Here is a 23214-nt window from a genome sequence, read left to right as displayed (position 1 = left end):
CCGGTCTGTCCCCGAACAGGGCGTCCAGTGGGCTTCTCACAGCCGGGCCGCACCGCAATGGCGCGGAAGTTGCTTCATGTTGTAACACTCCTATTCACCGGTGGAGAGCCCTGGCCATCCGCCCGGGCGGCCCCGCCGCAGACACCATGGCATTCATGCACCGCGTATCGGGTTGGCTGGGCCGGCTCAGTGTGGGCCGCAAGCTCATGCTCATCTATCTGCTGGACCTGACGGCGGTGATCTACGTCTCCAGCATCCTGATCCACGAAAAGTACCTGGCGATTGATTTCACGCGCAAGGAGGTGGTGGGCACGACCTATGCGGCCGTGGTGCGCGATGGGCTGATGGGGCAGTTCCTGGATGCTTCGCAGCAGCCTCCGCTGGTGGCCGATGTGCTGACCCGCCTGGACGCCGTGCGGGCAGCCCACGACGAACAACTGCACACGGCCGATGTGGGGCAGCGGTTTGGCGTGGCGCTGCAGCAGCTGACGGGCCAGCCCCAAGGGGGCGCTCCAGCTGCTGATCCGCAGACGCTCACCCGGCTGCGCAGCCAGCTGCTGCGCGAGGGGCGTGAGCTGCTCACCACGGTGGGCAACCAGTCCAACCTGATCCTGGACCCGGACCTGGACAGCTACTACGTGATGTCGCTGGTGGTGCTGCGGTTTCCCGAGCTGCTGCAGGCGGTGCATGACACCGTCAGCTTTTTGAACGCGGCGCCGTCGCGGCGCGGGCCGCAGTGGTCGTCCGAGCTGCTGACGCTGGTGGGGCGGCTGGATGCGGTGATGCTGGGCATCGAGTCGGACTACAACCAGGCCTTCATTGCAGGCTCGCCTGAGATGCGGGCCGCGCTGGTGCGCCAGCGCGAGGCGCTCAAGGCGGCGCAGGAGGGCTTTCAGGCCTTGCTGCAGGGCATTGCGTCGGGCGAGTCGCGCCTGACGGTGGCGCAAGTGGGTGTGCAGGAGGCGCAGGTGCTGGGCGCGCTGCGCGATGCCTGGTCGGTGGGCATTGTGGACCTGGAGCGTTTGCTGAACCAGCGCGCCGACAGCCTGTTTGCCCGCATGTGGTTGCACCTGGGCACGGCGCTGGTGCTGCTGGGCTGCATCCTTTCGCTCGTCACCCTGGTCGCGCGCCAGATCGCCAAGCCGCTGCAGCAGCTGGCGCGAGTGGCCGACGAGGTGCGCAAGAGCGGCGACCACACGCTGCGCGCGCACTGGGCCAGCCGCGACGAGATCGGCCGCCTGGTTACCGCGTTCAATGAGATGCTGTCCCAGCTCGACCGCGACCGCGTGCTGCAGCAAGAGCTGGCCGCCAGCGCCCGTGCGGCCGAGGCGCAGCGCGAGCTGGTGGAGGCCTTCCCCATCCCCATGGTGGTCACGTCGATTCCCGAGCACGAGGTGCTGCACTCCAACGCACCCGCAGCCCACTGGCTGGGGGGCCGCAAGACCGACCCCTGGGCCGTGGGGCTGGAGCCCGGCGTGCGCGCGCGCTTCTTCCAGCGCCTGGCGGACCAGGGCTCGGTCGATGAATTTGAAGTGCGCTGGAAGGGCAGCCCCGAGCCTTCGTGGGCCGTGCTGTCGGCGCGGCGCCTGCAGTTCCAGGGGCGCGACTCGGTGCTCACGGCCTTCACGCCCATCAACGTGCTCAAAGTGATGGAGCAGCGCCTGGAGCTCTGGGCCAAGGTGTTCGAGGCCTCGTCCGAGGGCATCATCATCATGAACGCCGAGCAGCAGATCATCAGCGTGAACAAGGCGTTCTGCCGCAGCACGCACTACGACTTCTACGAGGTCATTGGCGAAGACCTTGGCTTTCTGCTGGAAGAGGCGGGCGCCGAGCCGCTGTCGGTGCAGATCCAGCGCACCATGCTCGACAAGGAGTCGTGGCAGGGCGAGGTGCGGTTTCGCCGCCGCTCGGGCGAGACCTACCCGGCCTGGCTCATGGTGTCGGCCGTGCGCGAGGGCAAGGGCGGTGCGGTGGCCAACCACATCGGCATTGCCATCGACATCACCGACCGCAAGCTCAACGAGGAGCGCATCCAGTTCCTGGCGCACCACGATGTGCTCACCGAGCTGCCCAACCGATCACTGTGCGTGCAGCGCCTGCAGATGGCGCTGGCGCAGGCGCCCATCACGGGTGAAAAGGTCGCGGTGCTGTTCATCGACCTGGACCGCTTCAAGGCCATCAACGACACGCTGGGCCACCACATTGGCGATGGCCTGCTGCGCTCGGTGGCCGCGCGCCTCACGCAGGCCGTGCGCAGCCGCGACACCGTGAGCCGCCTGGGCGGCGACGAGTTTGTGGTGGTGATGCGCGACGTGGCCGGGCGCGAGGATGTGCAGCAGCTGGTGGAGCGGCGGCTGATCCCGCTCATCCGCCAGAGCCACCCGGTGGAGGGGCATGAACTCAATGTGTCCTGCAGCGTGGGCATCGCCGTGTACCCCGAGGATGGCAGCGACATTGACGAACTCATGCGCCGCGCCGACGCCGCCATGTACGAGGCCAAGACCACCGGCCGCGACATGGCGCTGTTCTATTCCATGGAGACCGACCAGCGTGCGGTGGCCCGCCAGACCATGGAGCAGCAACTTCGCCGCGCGCTGGAGCGCCACGAGCTGAGCCTGCACTACCAGCCCCGCCTGAGCGCCCAGGGCACCCAGCTGCTGGGCGTGGAGGCGCTGCTGCGCTGGACCAGCCCGGTGCTGGGCTCCATACCGCCCAGCGAGTTCATCCCCATCGCCGAGGAGACCGGCATGATCCGCGCCATTGGCAGCTGGGTGTTGCAGCAAGCCTGCGAGCAGTGGGTGCGCTGGCAACAGCTGGCGCTGGAGGCAGGCCCTGGCGATGCCTTGATGCCACACCCGCTGGCCCGGGTGTCGATCTCGGTCAACCTCTCGGCCGCGCAGATGTCCGACCCCGCGCTGGTCACCGACATCGAGGCCCTGCTGCTGCGCACTGGCATGCCCGCGCACCGGCTGGAGCTGGAGATCACCGAGTCCCAGCTCATGGACAACGCCCATGCGGCCGAGCAGCAACTGGCGGCGCTCAAGGCGCTGGACGTGCAGCTGTCCATCGACGATTTCGGCACCGGGTATTCCAGCCTGGCCTATCTGAAGCGCTTTGACATCGACCGCCTCAAGGTGGACAAATCCTTTGTGCGCGACATGCTGGCCAACCCGGCCGACATGGCCATCACCCGCGCCATCATCGCGCTGGGCCACACGCTGGGGCTGCGCATCGTGGCCGAGGGCGTGGAAGACCTGGCCACGGCCCAGGTGCTGAGTGCGCTGGATTGCGAGGAGCTGCAGGGCTACCACTTCAGCCGCCCGCTGCCGGTGCCGGAGCTGGAGGCCTGGGCCCGACAGCATTGCGGATTGTTGACGCGAGAGGCAGCGGCAGCGTAGCGGTCAAACGGGCGCTGCGCGCGCGCGGGACGCCGGGCAAGGGCCGCCCCGCAGAGAGGGCGTCGTCCGCCTGCCCGCGCAGCGTAGCGAGAGCAGGGGGAAGGCCCGTAGGGCCTCAGGGGGGTGTCACTGCCAACGCCTGCGCACAGGCATGCGCGCTGGCCCAGGCCCACTGAAAGTTGTAGCCGCCCAGCCAGCCTGTCACGTCCACCACCTCGCCAATGAAGTACAGGCCGGGCTGCGTCTTGCACTCCATGGTTTGCTGCGACAGCGCGCGCGTGTCCACGCCGCCCAGCGTTACCTCGGCTTTTTTGTAGCCCTCGGTGCCTGTGGGCGTCAGCTCCCAGCGTGCCAGCTGCTCCGCCAGGCGCGCCAGGGCCTTGTCGCTGGCCTCGTTGATGGGGCGCTGCCAGTCGGCCTCGCGGCTGGCCCACGCGTCGGCCAGGCGGCTCGGCACCAGCGTGGCCAGCTCGTTGGCAACCAGCTTGCGCGAGCGGGCCTTGCCCTGCGCCAACGCGGCGGGCAGGTCCACCGTGGGCGCCAGATTGATGGCCAGCGGCGTGCCCTCCTGCCAGTAGCTGGAGATCTGCAGCACCGCCGGGCCCGACAGGCCCCGGTGGGTGAACAGCAGGTCTTCGTCAAACGCCATGCGGGTTTTCTTGGCCCCTGTGCTGATCTGCACCGGCAGCGCCAGCCCCGTCAGCTGCGCATACGGCGCCCAGCCCGCGCCGTCAAAGGTCAGCGGCACGAGGCCCGGCTTGCGCTCGACGAGCGGGATGTTGAACTGCTGGGCGAGCCGGTAGCCAAAGTCGGTGGCGCCGATCTTGGGGATGGACAAGCCGCCGGTGGCAATGACCAGCGCACCCGCCGACACCGGCCCACGATCGGTATCAATTTGATAGCTGCCCGGGCATGATTCACTAGCGCTTGATGCCAAAAAGTCTATTTTTTTGACGCTACAGGGCTGCCAGCGGGTCACGCCACCCGCCTCACACTCGGCCAGCAGCATGGCAATGATGTCCTCGGCCGAGCGGTCGGCAAACAGCTGGCCCTTGTGCTTTTCATGAAACGGGATGCCGTGCTTTTGCACCAGCGCGATGAAGTCGGCGGGCGTGTAGCGCGACAGCGCCGAGCGGCAGAACTGCGGGTTCTGTCCCACAAAGTGTTTGTGCGGCGCGGCCGGGTCCAGGTCGCGGTTGGTGAAGTTGCAGCGCCCGCCGCCCGAGATGCGGATCTTTTCGGCCACCTTGTCGGTATGGTCGATGAGCAAGACCTTCAGGCCCCGCTGGCCCGCCTGGCCCGCGCAGAACAGGCCGGCAGCGCCGGCGCCGATGATGATGGCGTCAAAAAATGGGAGGGACACGGGAAGGCATCAAAAGGGACAAAGGTGTGATTGTCCCCCGGCTGGTCCGGGGCCTGCGCCGCACGGCGGATGCCGCTGCGGCGCAAGCCCCGGTCGCCCCCTCGCTCCCTCTTGTGTTGCGGGTAGACCGGTCAGAAAGCCGCGCGCAGCGTCACGCTCAGATTGCGGGGATCGGCATAGTTGCCGTAGTCCAGGTTGGCCCAGTACTTCTGGTTGGTCACGTTGTTCACCGCCACCGTCGCGCTCACCTTGGGGTTGAACTGCCAGGATGCGCGCAGGTTGAGGATGGCCTTGGGCGACTGCTTCACCGTCACCGTGCCGCTGGGGTGCGGGATGTTGAAGCCCTCGATGGTGCTTTGCCAGGTCAGGTTGCCGCCCACCGCCAGCGGCGCCAGCGCGCCCGAGAGCTGGTAGTCCGTGCCCAGTTGCAGCAGGTAGTCGGGCATGTTGGCGTAGATCAGGTCGGTGGGGGCACGCGTGACCTTGGCGCGGGTCAGGCCAGCACTCACGCGCCACTGCCGGGTGGCCATGCCCGCAAACTCCAGCTCGAAGCCGGTGGACTTCGTGCCGTTCACGGCCACGTAGGGCAGGCTGCCGTCGGGCAGCGGTGTGGTGATGGCGCTGTCGCGCACGCCGAAGTTGTCCTGCTTGGTCTGGAACACCGCAAAGTGCGCCTGGATGCGGCGCTCGAACAGCTCGGCCTTGAGGCCGGCCTCGGCATTGCTGCCGACGACTGGCGACAGCGGATTGTTGTTACGGTCCTTGTAATTCTGCGGGTTGAAGATGCGCGCGTAGCTGGCGTAGGCCGACAGGGTGGGCGTGATGTCGTACACCGCGCCGATGAAGGGCGTGACCTTGCGGTTCTCGTCCTGGATGGCCGAGCGGCCTGCATAGCTGCCGGTGGTGCCATAGGTGTCGGAGTGGCGGTGCCAGTCGGTCAGGCGCAGGCCGGTGAGCACCGACAGCGGGTCGGCCACGCGCCAGCGTGCCGAGGCGAACAAGCCCGTCTGCTGCGTGATCTGTGTGCGCCATGCGCCAGTCTTGGAGTACGTGGGCGCAGGCGCGTTGCCGTCCCAGGTGTAGATGTTGGGGATCACATAGCTCCAGCCCGCCACGGACGTGTAGCCATCGGTGCGCGTGGCAGTGCGGGTGGAGCTCATGCCCACCACCAAGTCGTGCTTGCGGCCGCCCAGCTCGAACTTGCCCGACAGGTAGGCGTCTACCGTGTCCTGCTTTTCGCTGCTGCCGCTCACGGCGGCATACAGCGTGGTGCCCGCGCCGGTGGCCGGGTTGATGAATGGGGCCTGGCTGGTGGTGGCGCCATAGCCGTAGGTGCTCAGGCGGAAGGTGTCGCCCTCGGTGTGGTTCAGCGCGGCCTTCAAGCTCCAGTCGTCGTTGATCTGGTGGTCCAGCGTGGCGTAGAGCGTGCCCGAGGTGCGCTCCCAGCGCGTCCACGATGGCGAGAAGCTGGTGGAGATCGGCAGGTCGATGGGCTCGCCCGTGGTCGCAAAGCGCGGGATGGTGCCCCAGATCGGCGCCTTGGGGTCGTTGGACTGGCGCTGGTAGCCCAATGACACCACGGTGGCGGTGCCGATGTCGGCCTCCACCGCGGCGAGCAGGGCGGTCTTGTCCTCGGAGTAGCGGTCGCGGAAGCTCTCTTTCTTCTGCGGGGCCACGACCAGGCGGCTGCGCACGCTGCCGTCGCTGTTGAGCGGTGCGTTGATGTCCAGCTCGCCCCGGTACAGGTTCCAAGAACCCGCCGTGAGTGCCACAGACGCGGCGAACTCGCGCTGTGGGCGCTTGCGGATCATATTGATGGTGGCCGAAGGCACGCCCACACCGGTCTGGATGCCGTTGGCGCCGCGCACGATGTCGATGCGCTCGTACAGCGCGGTGTCGAACTCCTGGTTGGTGCTGCTGCTGTAGCTGGGCAGTCCGTCGGTCTGGAAGTCGGTGATCTGGAAGCCCCGCGCGTAGTACAGCGGGCGCTGCGTGTCGTAGAAGCTCACGGCAATGCCGTTCACGTTGCGCAGCACGCTGTCGATGCTGGTGAGCGACTGGCGCTCGATCTGCGCGCGCGTCACCGTGCTGACGGACTGCGGCGTTTCACGCGGCGTGAGCTGAAGGCGGGTGGATGCGCTCTCGCGCGCACCCGACACGGTGACGCTGTCCAGCGCCTTGGGCTCCACGACCTGGTCGGTGTTGGCTGTGCCCGAGAGGGAGGGTTCGGCGGCGGGCGCTGGTGACTCGGCGGCGGTCTGGGCACTGGCGGTGCCCGCTAGGTTGGCTGCAAGGAAGGCGGCCACCGCCAGAGGGTGGAGGGCACAGACAAGGTGTCTGCGGGGTGCGTGCATGAAAGGGCTCCTGGGGGAAATGCGATGACAGGCTGGCTGGCAACGCTCCTCCGACGGGACGCACGGCTGGCTGGGATTTGTAAAATTTTAAATACAAATGGGAATTATTCGCAAAAATGCATCCGCTGTGGCATCCAAGGTGCGGGTTTTTGTTGTTCTGGCGGCACAACGCACCGGGTGGGACGCAGCCCGCTGCACCCGGTAGCCAGAGTGATGCCTTTGCGCGGCGCTGTGGTGGTCACTGCGGCACGGCCACGCGGTGTGCCATGCCCTGTAGACCCGCTGGCGCCAAAGCAGCCAGCGAATGGCGGTGCAGCGCTTGCCGATAGCACGGGCTATCGGCAGCGCACCGCGCCTTGCATCCCATCGCGGCAAGGTACTTGTGCGACTCCAAAAAGACTTTGAACAGGCTCTTACTGCCGATACACCCCGCCCGAGCCCACCACGGCGATGTCCACGTAGTTGGACCCGTGGTGGTTCTGCGCGCTGAACTGGTAGCTGAAGCCGCCCAGGTCCAGATTGCCCAGGCCCTCCATGGCCGTGACCAGGCTGGCGCGCGTGACGCCAGGCCCCGCAGCGCGCAGGCCTTCAATGAGCACGCGCGCGTCCATGTAGCCGGTATAGCGGTCGTAGTCCACGGGCTTGTCGTAGCGCTTCATGGAGGCCTGAAAGTCGCGCGTGAGCGCAATGGTGGGCTTGGTGGGCGAGGGGCCCGTACGCGCCACCGCCAGGCCACGCGCATCGTCGCCCAGCGCCTTGAGCACAGCGGTGCCTGCACCCAGCGACAGGGTGTAGATGGGCACGCCCAGGTGAGCGCGGTTGGCCCGCACATAGGCCACTACCGACGGGCCTGCCGCCACCAGCAGCACGGCCTGCGGCTTTTGGGTGGCCAGGGCCTTGGCGGCTTCGTTCGCGTCTTCACCCGACGAGGCCAGCGCATGCGACCCCGCCAGCGTCGCGCCTTCAGCGGCAACCGTCTTTTCGACCAGGGGCAGCAGCAGTTTGCCGAAGTCATTGTTTTCGTAGGCCACAGCAATGCGCGAGGTCTGCACGGCCACCAGGTTGCGCACGATCTTCACCAGTTCGTCGGCATAGCTGGCGCGGGTGGTGAAAAGGTAGGGGTGCTGCTGCGCGCGGACGGCGGGGCTGCCGGTGTACACGGAGATTAGCGGCAGCTTGGCCTGCGCCAGGTAGGGCAGCAGCGTCATGACCTGCGAGGTGCCGGCCACGCCAAACAGTGCCAGCACGCCGTCTTTTTCGCTCAGCTGCTTGGCGTTGTCCAGCGCACGGCGGGCGTCAAAACCATCGTCCAGCGACACCAGCCGGATCTTGCGGCCACCGATGCCGCCCTTGGCGTTGGCGTCTTCCACGGCGGCCTCCTGTCCCTCGTGGATGGGCGACAAAAACGGCGCCATGCCGCCTGACAGTGCAGTCGAGCGGCCGATGAGGATGTCTCCCTTGCCGCCGCCGGCGGGCTGTGCGCGGGCGGGCAGGCCAGCCAGGGCCGCGCTACCGGCCAGCGCAAGGACCAGGCTGCGGCGGCGCGCCACGGGCAGCCCCTGGTCGGCGGGCCACGCATTTGCATTCGGGGTCTTCATCACACAGCATCTCCAGCAAAAAAACCGATTCAAAGGGCTGCGAGGCCCCGAAGAGCGGCGATGGTAGGAGGGCGCTGTGCCCGGCACGCACCGGGTTTCTACCGGGGGCGCGTCATCTTAGGGACATGTGTCTATCCACACGCGGCTCTGTCGGCACCCGCGCAAGACGGTGCGATTCGCCCCGCCCCATGCGGCGCGGTAGCATGTGGCATGGACCTGCCGAGGACAACACCATGACTTTGATCCGCTACGCCCTCTGTGCTCTGGCGCTGGGCTGCCTGGCCCCCGCCTGGGCCATCAACAAGTGCACGGACGCCAATGGCAAGGTGTCGTTCCAGGACGCGCCTTGTGCGGGCGAGGGCGAGAAGATCGACGTGCGCCCCACCACCCGTGGCGCCACCCCGGTGCAGCCGCCCGCAGCGCCTTTGGCCGAGGGCGCATTTGGCCCCACCTGGCAGCGCAAGAATTACCTGCAGACCCAGGGCATCCCCCAGGCGCGCTCCGCTATCGAGCGCAACCAACGTGAATGCACGGCCCAGCCCAATGCCGTGGCCACGGCAGGGCCGCTGCGGCGCGGCAACCTGCCGTCGGGCAACCAGTTTGTGCAGGAGGGTGCGGAAAAGGCCGCCGATGCCAAAGCCGCGTGTGAAGAACGGACCGAGGCCCTGCGCGAGCAACTGCGGGTGCTGGAGCGAGAGCTGGCGGCGATGCCCTGAGACAGCGGCCCTGTCAAAGAGAACTCTTCACCCCTTCCAGGTGAACGGAAACTTGAACTGCTTCACAAAGCCGTTGGGCACGTAGTCGCCCAGCACGCCATAGTGCTCGGGCCAGAGCTTGGTGCTTTTGACGGCGGTGCCAAACAGGTAGTCCAGAAACGCGAAGTGCGCGGCGTAGTTCTTGTCCAGCGCCTCCTGGTCCTGGCTGTGGTGCCAGTGGTGGAAGTTGGGCGTGACCAGCACGTAGCGCAGCGGCCCAAGTCGCACGCTCACATTGGCGTGGTTGAACACGGCCTGGAAGCCCACCACCACGATGTATGCGTCGATCACTTCCTTGCTGAAGCCCAGCACATAGATGGGGGCCAGCACCAGCGTGCGGGTGATCAGCAGCTCCAGGATGTGCTGGCGCGAGCCCGCCATCCAGTCCATGCTTTTGACGCTGTGGTGCACGGCGTGCAGGCGCCACAGCAGGGGCACCTCGTGGTAGGCGCGGTGCGTCCAGTACTGCACCAGGTCGGCCACCAGGATGATGAGGAACAGTGCCACCCAGAAGTTCAGCCCCTGCACCCAGCCGCGAATGCCGTCGCTCGCCGCCCAGCCAAAGAACTTGTGCACGATGAGGTTGGTGGCCAGCAGCACAAAGCCCACCACCATGTGGTTGACGATGAAGTGGTGAAAGTCCGTCTGCCACTCGGCGCGGAAGATGGGCTGGTCCTTGCGCAGCGCAAACAGCTTCTCGATGAAGATGAAGATCAGCGAGCTGCCCAGCAGGTCCAGGATGAACCAGTCGAGGCCGATATAGGGTGTGTTATCGGGGAAGTTCGGGTCCACCTCCACCTTGTGGCCGCCCAGCAGCGCGGTGATCGCCACGATGGCAAACGCAAAGGTGGCTAGCCAGCGGGCGCGGTTGAACACAATGTTGACCAGCGAGATGCCGCCCGCAATCGCCATGGCCACCAGCATGATGTTGCGGATCACCGTCACGTCGTAGCTTTTGCGCAGCTGTGGCGTGGTGAGGTACTCGGGAAAGTGAAAGGCCAGCACGCCCAGAAAGCACAGGATGGCCAGCGTGAGCGCAATCACGCCCGACACCAGTCCCTTGCCGGTGCGCAATGCGCCATGGCTTTCGGTGAATTCGTTGAGTTTTTCTAGTTCGATCATCGGTTCCTCCTCGCACCCGGTCAGCAGGTGCTGCGCGAGTGTAGCGAAGCCGCCACCCGCAGTGCCAGGGGCTCAACTTGCACGCGACGCAGCGCGCATGGCTTTCTAAAATCGCTGCATGAACATCCCTTCACACCAACTGAGCATGACCGTGCTCATGTCGCCCGACATGGCCAACTTTTCGGGCAACGTGCACGGCGGCGCCATCCTCAAGCTGCTGGACCAGGTGGCGTACTCGTGCGCCAGCCGCTATTCGGGCTGCTACACCGTGACGCTGAGCGTGGACCAGGTGATGTTCTTGCAGCCCATCCACGTGGGCGAGCTGGTGACCTTTCTGGCCAGCGTGAACTACACGGGCAGCTCGTCGATGGAAGTCGGCATCAAGGTGGTGGCCGAAGAGATCCGTTCGCAGGTGGTGCGGCACGTCAACAGCTGCTTCTTCACCATGGTGGCCGTGGACGAGGCGCGCAAGCCCGTGCAGGTGCCGCCACTGTCGCCTTCGACCCCCGACGAACGCCGCCGCTGGGACGCTGCGGTGATCCGCAAGACGCTGCGCAAGGAACTGGCACAGCGGTTTCAGCAAGTGCGAGAAACCGCCGGGCAGTAACCCGTTGAGTGGGCGCCTTGAATGGACGCCTTTGAAGGCCCTGGGCAGATCGCCCCGGGCCTTTTCTCTGTCTCTCACGCTGTGGCGCTCAGGCCGCGCTGCGGCTGCGACCGGCCAGTGATACGGCCTGCAGTGACAGGCCATCGATCTCGTTGGTGATGCCCGACAACACATTGGCCACCACTGCAAACTCGCGCCCGTGCTGCCCGGCACGCGCCGCCATCACCTGCGCGTTGAAGCTGACCACCTTGGCCTCGCGCGCCACGGTCTGGATCGAGGCCACGATGCCCGCCAGCTCTTTCATCAAGGTTTCGGACTGCGCCTTGCTCACCTGGTCGAACGCCGTAGTGGCCGTGTTGAGGGCGTCGAGCACGCCGTCGGTGGTTTCAACGAGGCGGGCCAGTGCGTCTTCCACGCGCGGGCTCTGGCGCTCGGCCAGGTCCAGCGCTGTGCCGACCTGCTGCGCAAACGCGTCGATGGTGGCGCCCACGCCCTGGGGGCCGTGGTAGGCCTTGCGGATGATCTCGGCACTGGTGGCATCCAGGTGGCGCGGCGTGTCCACCAGCCGTGCCTGGCTGTCGGTGAACAGGGTGAGCGAGCTGCGCGCGGCCTTCAGGTGCAGGTCGCTGCCGCGTGCGGCCAGCACGGTCTGCAGCACCATGCGCTGAGACAGCATGCGCTGGCGCGCCGCCAGGTTGACGAGTGACATGCCCGCGTCGCGCGAGGGAGCCTGAGTGGAAGACGACAGCGTGGGCAGGCTGGAAGTGCGTGCAGGGAGGGGGAAGGCTGCCATGGTGTTCCTTGTGCGTGTTGCATTCAGATGCATGTCTTCAAGCAATACCCGGGCCAATGTGCGTACAGCTGCGTGACCCAATGCGGTGCTGTGGAGCGGGAGGCCAGGCTTGATGAAACACGCGGCTGCGCAGCGCGTGGGCGTGCCCTGAAGCACATTGGTTTGCGCTCGCGCACGGTGCATCTCCGACCTGCGCAGCGCGCAATCGGGACTGTGGAATTGTGGGGGTCGTTGTGTGTGCTCAGCCCGCGCGCCGGGCCTGCAGCGGCACTGCGCCAGCGTCCTGCACGGCCAGTGCGACACCGCGCACCACATCGCCCACCACAATCACCGAAGGACTGGCCAGCCCTTCGCGGGTGATGGTGGCGTGCAGTGAACCCAGTGTGGTGATGGCATGCCGCTGGTGTGGCAGGCTGGCGTGCTGGATGACGGCTACAGGCGTGTCGGCGGGCAGGCCGGTGAGCAGTTCCTGCTCGATGGTGGCGGCGCCGCTTACGCCCATGTAGATGACCAGCGTGAGCTTGGCGTCGCGCGCCGTGGCGGCCAGTTGGCGCCAGTCAGTGCCCGCGTCGCCGGGCTTGGCGTGGCCGGTGACAAACACCACGCCATGCGCGTGCTCGCGGTGGGTGAGCGGTGCGCCCAGCGAGGTCAGGCCCGCCAGTCCTGCGGTGATGCCGTTGATGACGGTGACCTGCACGCCTGCGGCACGCAGGTGCTCCACCTCTTCGCCACCCCGGCCGAAGATGAAGGGGTCGCCGCCCTTGAGGCGCACCACGTTCTCGCCTTCGTTCACGGCCATCAGCATCAGCTTTTCGATGAAGGCCTGTGGCGTGCTTTTGCAGCCGCCGCGCTTGCCCACGTAGACGATGCGCGCCGTGGGCGATGCGTGCTCCACGATGGCATCGCTCACCAGGTCATCCACCAGCAGCACGGTGGCCGCCTGGATGGCCTTGAGCGCCTTGAGGGTGAGCAACTCCGGGTCGCCCGGGCCTGCGCCCACCAACGTGCAGCTGCCGCCGGTGCCCAGGTGGGGTGGGGGTGTGGGCGATGTGGTGGAAGGCGTGGGGCGGCTCATGGGGATGTCTCCGAAACGGTTTGATCGACCAGTCGCAAGATATGTTCCACCTGCCGTTCAATGGCGTGTGGAATGGGCAAATCGCCCGCCAGCACCTGGCGCGTGTAGGTGGCTGTGGTGGCCACATCGATCTCGGCGGGCAGGCCGGGCACCTCGCTGGCCGTGCCCGGTTGTTGTGCCTCCAGCACCGTATGCACGCCGTGCACAAAGCCGTCGTAGCGGGGGGTGCGGCGTGGGTCCGTGGCGACCTCGCCCTCCAGCCCGCGCGAGAGCAACGCGTTCATCCCCAGGGTGCGGAAGGTGCTCTGCAGCATCTCGAAATATTCGGGGTGCGTGTACGCCGTGACCACCACCGATGGCCCCGCGCACGGGCTCATCAGCTTGACCACACTGTGCCCTGGGTTGCGCAGGCCCACCACCTCGCGCACGGCCAGCAGGCGTGCCAGCCCTGCGTGCAGGTGCTGGGTGTGGATATGGCGGACCGTGCCATTTGCTATCTTTTCAGGAGCTGTCAGGGCAGGTACTTCTAGCGCATTGAGCACATCCGATGCCAAAACGCGCCGCGCCTCGGTGCGCATGCCGTGCAGCAGCACGGGCAACCCTTGACGGGCCAGCAGCAGCGCCAGCAGCGGCGTCAGCACCGGCAGCTTGCGCGCGCCGTTGTAGCTGGGCAGCACGATCAGCGGGCGGTCGGTGGCGGGCAGCAGCGTCAGGCGGCTGTGCGTGGCATCCAGAAAGCCGCACATCTCCTCGGACGTCTCGCCCTTGATACGCATGGCCAGGCAGAAGGCGCCAATCTCCAGGTCGGTCACGGCGCCATCCAGCACCTGGCCGAACAGGTCCGTGGCCTGCTCGCGCGTCAGCGGCTTGGCGCCGCGCGCGCCGCGGCCGATTTCCTTGATGTACTGGCTAATGCCCATGGCTTTTGTTGGCGGGACTTGTGAAACAGGGCTCTAGTGTGGTGTTGCACGCTATCTGGCACTTCAAACCGTGTCTTTTCGGCCAGGGCTGCGTTGCAAATCCTCGCGATACCTCCGGGTATCGCTGTGGTTTGCGCCTTGCCCTGACCAAAAATCCATCGGTTTTCATGTGCCATTTAGCGTGCAACACCACACTGGCGTCGTTATCTCGGCTTGCCGTACATGCGTACTGTCTGCGCCGAAAGCGCCTAGCTGGAGCCCTGCTGCACAAGTCCTGGTGGGGTTTGTTGGTTCGAGGGCTATTTTCCTGCAAGCAAGAGAACTTTTGGTTATATGACGGCCTGCGCGAGCGGTTTGGATGCCAGCGGTCCCGTGGATCTCACCATTCGCTTGAGTTCGGGCACGCACGAGCCGCAGTTGGTGCCGCAGCGCAGTTGGCCTTGCAGTTGCGCCAGGCGGTCGTCGTCGGTGCCATGGCAGTGCGCCAGTTGGGCGGTGATGGCGGCGTCTGTCACGTTGAAGCAGGTGCACACCGGTTTGCCGCGCGACTGCACGGCCACGGGGGCCTTGGCGCCGGGCACCAGCAGCAGGCGGCCGTAGGTCTGTGTAGGAAGCTCTTCCTGCAGCAGGGTCTTGAGCCAGCCTTCGGCGCTGGTGTCGCCAGCGAGCACGATGCCTTCGAGCGTGGTGTTGTCGCCCTGGCGGGCCAGCCGTGCGGCGCGGCGCTGGCCGCGTTTTTTGTCGGCATAACGCAGCGTGTCGGCGCCTGCCATGCCCAGCAGGGCTTCGATCTGTGCGATCAACGCATCGGGCGGTGCCTCGTGGGCGGCGGCGCGCAGCAGCACGCCAGTGCGCTCGCGGCCGGGCTCATCCAGCGGGGTGTTGTTGCTGAAGGGGACGCAACTCGTGTACTGAAAATAGGGAAACTGCGCCATCAGCGCAGACAAGGCTTCGCGCGCTGCCAGTGCACCTTCGGCAGGCAGCCAGGCCATGGCCAGCAGCGTCCACGGCAGTTCGGCCTTGAGCACCTTGACGGCCGCGTGTTTCAGCTCGGGCTGTTTGGAGGTGGGGCAGAACGCCGAGGTGGTGAGCGCATTCACACCCGCCAGCCGCTCGCCGGTGGAGGACACGCCGCTCAAAAATTCGCTGCCCCAGTGCATCGCCATGAACACCTGCGACAGGCCCAGCGTGGTGTCGGCCTGCACGGGCACCACGATGGAGCCGCGCTTGCTGGTCACATGCACCAGGTCGCCGCTGGCCAGCTTGCGCCGCTCCATGTCCTGCGGGTGCATCTGCAGGCTGGGTTCGGCCACATGGCCAAACAGGCGGCCCAGCGTGCCGGTGCGGGTCATGCCGTGCCACTGGTCGCGCAGCCGGCCCGTGGTCAGGCTGAAGGGGTAGCGCGATTCGCGGGGCTCGGCAGTGGGTTGCCATGCATGCGCAGCAAAACGCGCGCGGCCGTCGGCGGTGGGGAACACGCCATCTTCGTACAGGCGGGCCTTGCCGGTGGTGGTGCCATCCTCCAGTGGCCACTGCTGCGGGCCTTGGGCTTCAAGCATCTCCCAGGACAGCCCCGTGATGTCCAGGTCACGCCCGCGTGTGCTCTCGCGGTGCTCCTTCCACACGGCTTCTGCGCCCATATCGGCCGCGTCTGTGGCGTAGGGGAACAGCGTGGGTGCGCCAGGCCGCAGGCGTGCCTCCAGCTGGTGCGCAAACTGCACCGCAATGGCCCAGTCGTGGCGCGCCAGGCCGGGTGCGGGCACGGCCGTGCGCACGCGCGAGATGCGGCGCTCGCTGTTGGTCACCGTGCCGGTCTTTTCACCCCAGGTGGTGGCGGGCAGCAGCAGGTCGGCAAAGGCGCAGGTGGCGGCAGTGGCAAAGGCTTCTTGCACCACCACAAACTCGGCGCGCTGCAGGGCGCGGCGCACGGTGGCCTGGTCGGGCATGCTTTGCGCGGGGTTGGTGCAGGCAATCCACAGGGCCTTGATCTCGCCGTCGGCGGCGGCCTGGAACATCTCTACGGCCGTCTTGCCGGGCTTGCTGGGCACATCGGCCACGCCCCAGAGCGCGGCGACTTCGGCGCGGTGCTGCGGGTTGGCCAGGTCGCGGTGGGCGCTGAGCAAGTTGGCCAGGCCACCCACTTCGCGCCCGCCCATGGCGTTGGGCTGGCCCGTCAGGCTGAAGGGGCCCGCGCCGGGTTTGCCGATCTGCGCGGTGGCCAGGTGCAGGTTGATGAGTGTGGCGTTCTTGGCCGTGCCGCTGCTGCTTTGGTTGAGGCCCTGGCAGTAGAGGCTCAGGGTCGCTTTGGAGGTGGCGAACCATTTGGCGGCGGTGGTCAGGTCGGCCACGCTGATGCCGCAGGTCTGCGCCACACGCTCGGGCGTGGCGTCGCGCACCAGGGCCTTCAGTTCGTCAAAGCCCGTGGTGTGTGCGGCGATGTAGGCGGTATCGACCCAGCCCTCCCACAGCATGATGTGCAGCATGCCGTTGAACAGCATCACGTCGCTGCCGGGCTGGATGGGCAGGAACAGGTCGGCCATGCCCGCCGTGTCGGTGCGGCGCGGGTCGGCCACGATGACCTTCATGCCCGGGTTGGCGGCGCGTGCGTCTTCGATGCGGCGGAACAGGATGGGGTGGGCCCAGGCCGCATTGCTGCCCACGATGAACAGGCACTGCGCGTGGTTCACGTCGTCGTAGCAGGCGGGCGGCGCGTCGGCACCCAGTGTTTGCTTGTAGCCGGCCACAGCGCTGCTCATGCACAGGCGCGAGTTGGTGTCGATGTTGTTGGTGCCGATCAGGCCCTTGGCGAGCTTGTTGAAGACGTAGTAGTCCTCGGTGAGCAACTGGCCGCTGACGTAGAAGCCCACGGCGTCAGGGCCGTGCTGGGCGATGGTGTGGGCGAACCGGTCGGCCGCCAACGTCAGTGCGGCATCCCAGGTCACGGGCAGGGCGGCTTCGCTGCGCTGTGCGCGTTGCAGGGGGTGCAGCAGGCGGGTTTGCAGGGTGACCGGGCTGGTGGCTGTGAGGTGCAGGGTCGAGCCCTTGGTGCACAGGCGGCCAAAGTTGGCGGGGTGTGTGGGGTCGCCGCGCACACCGGTGATCAGGGTGCCTGTGCTTTCGATGATCACGCCGCAGCCTACGCCGCAGTAGGGGCAGGTGGATTTGGTTTCTTGCATGGCGTGGTTGGGGTTGTTTTGGCCTCAGGCGCTAGTGCATGTTGCGCTGTCAGCTATTATTTTGATAGTGTTGTCGTGTCCTCGCCGGGTACGCATGCGGCGCCTGGGGCGCAACACTCTCCACCGCTCACACGCCCACCGTTCTGCGCGCAGGCCCTGCGATGGGGCGCGTCAAATCCGTGGCCACCGTCGCCAGCTCGCTCGCGTCCAGGTACACCGTGCCGTCTTCCACCTTCACGGCAAACTTCGGCGTGCAGCCCTCATCGGGCGCCGAGGCCTGGCCGTCGCACAGGCCAATGGTCCAGTTGTGCAGGGGGCACGCCACATGGGTGCCAAACACGATGCCCTGGCTCAGCGGGCCGCCCTTGTGCGGGCAGCGGTCCAGCAGCGCGAACACGCCACCGGCGTCGTTGCGGAAGATGGCCACGTCCAGGCCCTGGGGGCGCGCCACGCGGCGTGAGCCCAGCACGGGGATGTCGTCCACCCGGCAGATCAGCTTCCATTCAGGGGTTGGGTTGTTGGTGGTCATGGGAATCGTCCTTGGTGTTGTTCGGTGGGATGTCAGGGGCGCGCAGGGGGCCGTTGCAGGGCAGGCCTTCAGCTGCTGCCCAGCGCTGCATACAGGCCGGTCACGCGGTCCATGCTGGCGAGCAGGTTTTCGCTGCTCACAAACACTTCAGACACCTGGCGGAAGGTGTTGTTGCTGGTGCCCAGGCGTTGCAACGCGGCGTCAAAAAACACCCACTGGCCATCGGCCAGCAGCAGCTCTTGCCGGATGCGATCGGTGGCCTGTGGGGCATTGCGCAGCAGCTCGGTGGCGCTGATGAACTCGTCACGCGCCTTGGCGATCTCGGTGGTGGCGGTGGAGGTGTCCACCCCCAGCATGGCCGACAGGCAGAACTTGGCCATGCGCTGGCTCAGCATGCGCTGGCGGCCTGCCACGTTGACCAGCTTGCCCACGGGCTTGCCCGAGGCGGCTTCGTACTGCACGGTGCCCTGGTGGGCCAGGGCCAGCACCTTGGCGTCGGCCTGCAGCAAGGCGGCAGCGCCGTCGCGCGACGGGCTGGTGCCCAGCAGCGTGGCCTTGTGGTCGGTCCAGGCCGATTCCAGCTTGGTGTAGGTGTCGCGGATGGTGGGCGAGGGCGCGTAGGCCTTGAGTTCGCCCAGCTGGCGCTCGAACAGCGCCAGCGACTGGTCCAGCACGGCGCGTGCAGCAGGCGTGTCGGATTTGTGCGCCAACGCCAGCCAGGCCTTGCCCATGCGCTGGCTCAGCATGCGCTGGCGACCTGCCTTGTTGATGGCGTCGTTCAGGTCAGTGACCTGGGCCTGGGCGGTGCCCAGCGACATGATGCCCAGGGTGCTCCAGGCCGTGGTGTAGCCGGCGGCGGTCAGCAAGGTGCGGCGTTGCATGGTGTGGGGCTCCGGGCGCTTCAGGCAGCCGTCAGCGCGGCAAACTGGCGCGTGTCCACGGCTGCCTTGTCAAACTCGAACCAGGGGTCAGGCTCGCCGTCCAGCGCGAACTGCAGCTGCTCCCACAGCGCCTTGCGGCCTTCGTGGTCTTCCAGAATGCGCTTTTTCACATAGTCCAGGCCCACGCGGCTCACGTAGTGCACGGTGCGCTCCAGGTACCAGCCTTCCTGGCGGTACAGCTCGCAGAACGCGCCGGTGTACTCCAGCACTTCCTCGGCGGTTTTCAGCTTGGTGAAGAAGTGCGCCACCTCGGTCTTGATGCCGCCGTTGCCGGCCACGTACATCTCCCAGCCGCTGTCCACGCCGATGATGCCCACGTCCTTGATGCCGGCTTCTGCGCAGTTGCGCGGGCAGCCCGACACCGCAAACTTGACCTTGTGCGGGGCGTACATGCGCCACATGGCGCGCTCCAGGTCCTTGCCCATCTGGGTGCTGTCCTGGGTGCCCATGCGGCACCACTCGCTGCCCACGCAGGTCTTCACTGTGCGCAGTGCCTTGGCATAGGCATGGCCGCTGGGCATGCCGATGTCCTTCCAGACGTTGACCAGGTCTTCTTTCTTCACGCCCAGCAAATCGATGCGCTGGCCCCCCGTGACCTTGATGGTGGGGATGTTGTACTTGTCGGCCGCGTCGGCAATGCGGCGCAGCTCGTCGGCCGTGGTTTCGCCGCCCCACATGCGGGGTATGACGCTGTAGGTGCCGTCTTTCTGGATGTTGGCGTGGCTGCGCTCGTTGATGGCGCGGCTTTGCGGGTCGTCCTTCGCGTCCTTGGGCCAGGTGCTGATGAGGTAGTAGTTGACGGCGGGGCGGCAGGATGCGCAGCCGTTGGGCGTCTTCCACTCCATGAACTTGAACACATCGCCAATGCTCAGCAGCTTGTTGGCGCGGATCGCGTCGCGCACCGCCTGGTGGCCGTGGTCGGTGCAGCCGCACATGGCCTTGGTCTTGGGCGTGGCGCTGTAGTCGCCACCGGCAGTGAACATGATGATCTGCTCGACCAGGCCCGTGCACGATCCGCACGATGCGCTGGCCTTGGTGTGCTTGCGCACTTCATCCAGCGTGAACAGGCCCTTGTCCTTGATGGCCTTGCAGATGGCGCCCTTGGTCACGCCGTTGCAGCCGCAGACCTCGTCGCTGTCCTGCATGGCGGCGGCCTTGCTCTGGCCCTGGTGGCCGGTGTCGCCCAGGTGCGATTCGCCAAACATCAGCTTGTCGCGAATGTCGGTCACGCTGCGGCCATCGCGCAGCAGCTTGAAGTACCAGCTGCCGTCCACCGTATCGCCATAGAGGCAGGCGCCCACCAGCTTGTCGTCCTTGATGACCAGCTTCTTGTACACGCCGCCAAAGGGGTCGCTCATCACGATCTCTTCGGTGTTGTCGCCGCCCTGGAAGTCGCCCGCGCTGAACAGGTCGATGCCCGTGACCTTGAGCTTGGTGGAGGTGAGCGAGCCCTGGTAGCGGCCGATGCCGAACTCGGCCAAGTGGTTGGCCAGCACTTTGCCCTGCTCGAACAGCGGGGCCACCAGGCCATAGGCAATGCCCCGGTGTGCCGCGCATTCGCCCACGGCATAGATGCGGGCGTCGGTGGTGGTCTGCAGCGTGTCGCTCACGACAATGCCGCGGTTCACGTGCAGGCGCATCTTTTCGGCGAGCTGCGTGTTGGGGCGGATACCCACGGCCATCACCACCAGGTCGGCAGGCACTTCGGTGCCGTCCTTGAACTTGACGCTGGCCACCCGGCCTTCGGCATTGCCCACCAGCTCCTGGGTCTGCGCACCCATCAAAAAGCGCATGCCACGGTCTTCCAGCGACTTCTGCAGCATCTTGCCCGCCACGTCATCGAGCTGGCGCTCCATCAGCGAGGGCATCACGTGCACCACGCTCACGGTCATGCCGCGCTTCATGAGGCCATTGGCGGCTTCCAGGCCCAGCAGGCCGCCGCCGATGACCACCGCATGCTTGTACGTGGCGGCTGCGTCGATCATGGCCTGTGTGTCGGCGATGTCGCGGTAGGCCAGCACGCCTTTCAGGTCCTTGCCGGGCACGGGCAGGATGAAGGGGTTGGAGCCCGTGGCCATGATGAGGCGGTCGTACTCGGCGGTGATCACATCGCCGTCCTTGCTGCTTGCGCTCACCACGCGGCGCACGCGGTCCACGTCGGTCACGGTGAAACCGGTGTGCAGCGTGATGTGGTTGTCGGCGTACCACTGCCAGTCGTTGAGGATGATCTCGTCGATGGTCTGCTCGCCAGCCAGCACCGGCGACAGCAGAATGCGGTTGTAGTTGGGGTGCGGCTCGGCCCCGAAGACCGTGATGTCATACAGATCAGGGGCAATCTTGAGCAGCTCTTCCAGCGTGCGCACACCGGCCATGCCGTTCCCCACCATCACCAGTTTGAGCTTTTTCATCGTGACTCCGTCGGTTCCATCGCCTGGGCGATGCAAAAAACAAAAAAGGCGTCCACACGATGCAGCTCCGACATTCCATCGAAACCGCATGTGGGGACGCCTTCGTCCATACAACCCCTTGGTGCGCCGTTGCACCGCTGAATTGCGTGGCCCAGCTGGGCCGTTGCTTCGGGTAAGCAATGCCCGTGCCAGAGTTTGTGCACTGATGTGGGGTGATCCGGTGTTGTCCGCCCTGCCGAGGGCGGAGTTTTGGGTGTTGACGGGTGGCTCGGCTGCGCGGCGCGGTGCGTGCATGCACCACCTTGGGCATGGAACCTGCATGGAGGTGGTGCATGAGTTTTGAACTGGACATCGGCCACACCTCGCAGGCCGGGCGCAACGAAGTCAATGAAGACTTTGCCGCCCTGGTGCAGGGGCAGGGGCGCGACCGCGAACGCGGTGCCATCGCTGCCATTGCCGATGGTGTGAGCACCGGAGGCAAGGGCCGCGAAGCCGCACAGACCACGGTGAACACCCTGGTGAACGACTACTTCGCCACGCCCGACACCTGGGACACCACCGTGGCGCTGGACCGCATCCTGAGCGCGCACAACGGCTGGCTCGCGTCGATGAACCGGCGCCGCCAGCCCGCCGTGGGCCTGACCACGCTCACCGCCGTGGTGCTGCGCGGCCAGTCGTACACGCTGGCCCATGTGGGCGATACGCGTGCCTATCTGCTGCGGGGCGGCCGGCTGCAACTGCTGACGACCGACCATGTGATGGCGCAGCGTGACCTGGCGCACCAGCTCACCCGCGCCATGGGCCTGGACGACCATGTGGTGGTGGATTACAGCCAGGGCGAACTGCACAGCGGCGACCTGCTGGTGCTGCTGTCCGACGGCGTGCACGGCAGCCTGCCCGAGCGTGAACTGCGCCAGTTGCTGCTGCAGCCGCAGGATGCCAACGCCGCCAGTGCCGTCAGCGCCCAGGCGCTGAGCGAGGAGATCACACGCGCAGCCCTGCGCCGGGGCAGCACCGACAACGTGACCGCGCTGGTGGTGCGGGTGCAGGGGGCGCTGGAAGCCACCTTGCAGGATGAGTCCCGCCGGGCGCAGCACTTGCCAGTGTTGCCGTTGCTCAAGGTGGGCGAGCCGGTGGATGGCCTGGTGGTGACCGCGCTGGTGGCCGACAGCGGGGTGCACCGCATCTACCAGGTGCGCGACCCGGCCACACAGCGGCTGTACGCGCTCAAGACGCTGGTGCCCGCCCGCGCGCACGATGCGCACGAGCGCGCCACTTTGGCGCATGAGGCCTGGGTGGCCCGGCGCATGCAGTCCGGCCATGCGGCGGTGCACCTTGCGCGCCTGAACACCTGGCCGCCAGAGCAGGGCGGTGCAAGCCCTGGTGCCAGTGCGTTTTATCTGCTCTATGACTGGCATGCGGGCCAGACCCTGGGCCAGCGCCTGCGCGGCCGCCAGCACCTGGGCGTGCCGCAGGCCGTGTCGGTGGTGATGCAGGCGGCGCAGGTGCTGGGCTGGCTGCATCGGCAAGGGGTGGTGCACCGCGACATCAAGCCCGACAACCTGCACCTGGGCGACGACGGCGTGCTGCGGGTGCTGGACCTGGGCGTGGCCCTGTCGGGCCGCGAGCCCGAGGCCACGCGCCGCCTGCACGCAGGCACCCCCAGCTACATGAACCCCGAGCAGTGGCCGGGCTATGAAAAGAACGGGGACCCTGCCGGCCAGTTGCCCGATGCGGGCAGCGATCTGTTTGCCCTGGGCGTCACGCTGTACCAGCTGCTGAGCCATGGGCGCCTGCCCTATGGCGAGGTGGTGCAGTACCAGCTGGGTCGCTACCACCGCGACCCGGTGGCGCCCAGCCGCCACCACCCCAGCGTGCCCATCTGGCTGGACCAGATCGCATTGAAGGCCGTGGCCCGCCAGCGCACGCAGCGCTTTGAAACCGCCGAGGAGTTGCTGCTGGCGCTGGAACGGGGTGCGTCACGCCCCTTGTCCGCCCCAGGCCCACAGCCGCTGATGCAACGCGATGCCACGGCGCTGTGGAAGATCGCGCTGGCAGTGAGCGTGCTGGTGAACCTGCTGCTGGTGTACTGGCTGCTGTTTTTGCCGAGGTGAGGTGATTGATTTGCTATTAAAAATATAGCTATCAAGGTATGAGGAAATTGCGCTGGGCGCC

The 23214-nt window shown here is 66.6% G+C and carries 15 protein-coding genes; 4 read left to right on the top strand and 11 right to left on the bottom strand.

Going from position 1 to position 23214, the window contains the following annotated elements:
* Positions 1–146 precede the first annotated feature (146 nt).
* Complete coding sequence (locus C8C95_RS03285) at positions 147–3398, top strand: EAL domain-containing protein (RefSeq protein WP_116747632.1); 3252 nt, start codon at positions 147–149, stop codon at positions 3396–3398.
* Positions 3399–3513: 115 nt separating this feature from the next.
* On the opposite strand, the gene C8C95_RS03280 is transcribed toward C8C95_RS03285, so the two are convergent.
* The 3 genes from C8C95_RS03280 to C8C95_RS03270 form a co-directional block, all read right to left on the bottom strand.
* Positions 3514–4761 carry an NAD(P)/FAD-dependent oxidoreductase gene (locus C8C95_RS03280; protein ID WP_116747631.1) on the bottom strand — a complete coding sequence of 416 codons (1248 nt, stop codon included), beginning with the start codon at positions 4759–4761 and terminating at the stop codon, positions 3514–3516.
* Between the two features lie 131 nt (positions 4762–4892).
* Positions 4893–7115 carry a TonB-dependent siderophore receptor gene (locus tag C8C95_RS03275; protein WP_116747630.1) on the bottom strand — a complete coding sequence of 741 codons (2223 nt, stop codon included), beginning with the start codon at positions 7113–7115 and terminating at the stop codon, positions 4893–4895.
* A gap of 413 nt (positions 7116–7528) precedes the next feature.
* Positions 7529–8713, bottom strand: a complete 1185-nt coding sequence (locus C8C95_RS03270) for an ABC transporter substrate-binding protein (RefSeq protein WP_116747629.1) — start codon at positions 8711–8713, stop codon at positions 7529–7531.
* A gap of 233 nt (positions 8714–8946) precedes the next feature.
* On the opposite strand from C8C95_RS03270, the gene C8C95_RS03265 reads away from it, so the two are divergent.
* Complete coding sequence (locus C8C95_RS03265) at positions 8947–9429, top strand: DUF4124 domain-containing protein (protein ID WP_116750118.1); 483 nt, start codon at positions 8947–8949, stop codon at positions 9427–9429.
* A 27-nt stretch (positions 9430–9456) separates the two neighbouring features.
* Here the strand turns inward: C8C95_RS03265 and C8C95_RS03260 are convergent, their stop codons facing one another.
* Positions 9457–10590, bottom strand: a complete 1134-nt coding sequence (locus C8C95_RS03260) for a sterol desaturase family protein (protein ID WP_015015166.1) — start codon at positions 10588–10590, stop codon at positions 9457–9459.
* 118 nt (positions 10591–10708) lie between these two features.
* On the opposite strand from C8C95_RS03260, the gene C8C95_RS03255 reads away from it, so the two are divergent.
* A complete protein-coding gene (locus tag C8C95_RS03255; protein WP_056058237.1) occupies positions 10709–11197 on the top strand; it encodes an acyl-CoA thioesterase in 489 nt (162 codons plus the stop codon).
* 88 nt (positions 11198–11285) lie between these two features.
* On the opposite strand, the gene C8C95_RS03250 is transcribed toward C8C95_RS03255, so the two are convergent.
* The 7 genes from C8C95_RS03250 to nirB form a co-directional block, all read right to left on the bottom strand.
* The gene (locus C8C95_RS03250; protein WP_015015164.1) at positions 11286–11990 is read right to left on the bottom strand and encodes a type IV pili methyl-accepting chemotaxis transducer N-terminal domain-containing protein; all 705 of its coding nucleotides are present in this window, start codon (positions 11988–11990) and stop codon (positions 11286–11288) included.
* Between the two features lie 241 nt (positions 11991–12231).
* Positions 12232–13065, bottom strand: coding sequence for a uroporphyrinogen-III C-methyltransferase (cobA, locus tag C8C95_RS03245; protein ID WP_116747628.1), 834 nt, complete (start codon positions 13063–13065; stop codon positions 12232–12234).
* Positions 13062–13985 (bottom strand): DNA-binding protein YbiB, encoded by a 924-nt coding sequence (gene ybiB / locus C8C95_RS03240; RefSeq protein WP_116747627.1) that lies wholly within the window; start codon positions 13983–13985, stop codon positions 13062–13064. Before ybiB ends, cobA begins: the two co-directional genes overlap by 4 nt.
* A 329-nt stretch (positions 13986–14314) precedes the next feature.
* On the bottom strand, positions 14315–17161 hold the full coding sequence (locus C8C95_RS03235; RefSeq protein WP_116747626.1) for a nitrate reductase: 2847 nt from the start codon (positions 17159–17161) through the stop codon (positions 14315–14317).
* Between the two features lie 127 nt (positions 17162–17288).
* Positions 17289–17690 carry a nitrite reductase small subunit NirD gene (gene nirD / locus C8C95_RS03230; protein WP_116747625.1) on the bottom strand — a complete coding sequence of 134 codons (402 nt, stop codon included), beginning with the start codon at positions 17688–17690 and terminating at the stop codon, positions 17289–17291.
* Positions 17691–17758: 68 nt separating this feature from the next.
* Positions 17759–18571 carry a type IV pili methyl-accepting chemotaxis transducer N-terminal domain-containing protein gene (locus C8C95_RS03225; RefSeq protein ID WP_056743962.1) on the bottom strand — a complete coding sequence of 271 codons (813 nt, stop codon included), beginning with the start codon at positions 18569–18571 and terminating at the stop codon, positions 17759–17761.
* Positions 18572–18591: 20 nt separating this feature from the next.
* A complete protein-coding gene (nirB, locus tag C8C95_RS03220; protein ID WP_116747624.1) occupies positions 18592–21039 on the bottom strand; it encodes a nitrite reductase large subunit NirB in 2448 nt (815 codons plus the stop codon).
* A 332-nt stretch (positions 21040–21371) separates the two neighbouring features.
* On the opposite strand from nirB, the gene C8C95_RS03215 reads away from it, so the two are divergent.
* Positions 21372–23153 carry a bifunctional protein-serine/threonine kinase/phosphatase gene (locus C8C95_RS03215; protein WP_116747623.1) on the top strand — a complete coding sequence of 594 codons (1782 nt, stop codon included), beginning with the start codon at positions 21372–21374 and terminating at the stop codon, positions 23151–23153.
* Positions 23154–23214: the final 61 nt, after the last annotated feature.

The sequence above is a fragment of the Acidovorax sp. 99 genome (assembly GCF_003096455.1).
Classification (GTDB): Bacteria; Pseudomonadota; Gammaproteobacteria; order Burkholderiales; family Burkholderiaceae_C; genus Acidovorax; species Acidovorax delafieldii.
The sequence above is the reverse complement of the archived record's forward strand: the minus strand, read 5'-3'. Positions and strand labels throughout refer to the sequence as shown.

What these genes read in the sequence shown, in the direction of transcription:
- C8C95_RS03285 (WP_116747632.1), top strand. Translation starts at nt 147, where the DNA reads ATGGCATTCATGCACCGCGTATCGGGTTGGCTGGGCCGGCTCAGTGTG.
- C8C95_RS03275 (WP_116747630.1), bottom strand. Translation starts at nt 7,115, where the DNA reads ATGCACGCACCCCGCAGACACCTTGTCTGTGCCCTCCACCCTCTGGCG.
- C8C95_RS03270 (WP_116747629.1), bottom strand. Translation starts at nt 8,713, where the DNA reads ATGAAGACCCCGAATGCAAATGCGTGGCCCGCCGACCAGGGGCTGCCC.
- C8C95_RS03265 (WP_116750118.1), top strand. Translation starts at nt 8,947, where the DNA reads ATGACTTTGATCCGCTACGCCCTCTGTGCTCTGGCGCTGGGCTGCCTG.
- C8C95_RS03260 (WP_015015166.1), bottom strand. Translation starts at nt 10,590, where the DNA reads ATGATCGAACTAGAAAAACTCAACGAATTCACCGAAAGCCATGGCGCA.
- C8C95_RS03255 (WP_056058237.1), top strand. Translation starts at nt 10,709, where the DNA reads ATGAACATCCCTTCACACCAACTGAGCATGACCGTGCTCATGTCGCCC.
- C8C95_RS03250 (WP_015015164.1), bottom strand. Translation starts at nt 11,990, where the DNA reads ATGGCAGCCTTCCCCCTCCCTGCACGCACTTCCAGCCTGCCCACGCTG.
- cobA (WP_116747628.1), bottom strand. Translation starts at nt 13,065, where the DNA reads ATGAGCCGCCCCACGCCTTCCACCACATCGCCCACACCCCCACCCCAC.
- ybiB (WP_116747627.1), bottom strand. Translation starts at nt 13,985, where the DNA reads ATGGGCATTAGCCAGTACATCAAGGAAATCGGCCGCGGCGCGCGCGGC.
- C8C95_RS03235 (WP_116747626.1), bottom strand. Translation starts at nt 17,161, where the DNA reads ATGCAAGAAACCAAATCCACCTGCCCCTACTGCGGCGTAGGCTGCGGC.
- nirD (WP_116747625.1), bottom strand. Translation starts at nt 17,690, where the DNA reads ATGACCACCAACAACCCAACCCCTGAATGGAAGCTGATCTGCCGGGTG.
- C8C95_RS03225 (WP_056743962.1), bottom strand. Translation starts at nt 18,571, where the DNA reads ATGCAACGCCGCACCTTGCTGACCGCCGCCGGCTACACCACGGCCTGG.
- nirB (WP_116747624.1), bottom strand. Translation starts at nt 21,039, where the DNA reads ATGAAAAAGCTCAAACTGGTGATGGTGGGGAACGGCATGGCCGGTGTG.
- C8C95_RS03215 (WP_116747623.1), top strand. Translation starts at nt 21,372, where the DNA reads ATGAGTTTTGAACTGGACATCGGCCACACCTCGCAGGCCGGGCGCAAC.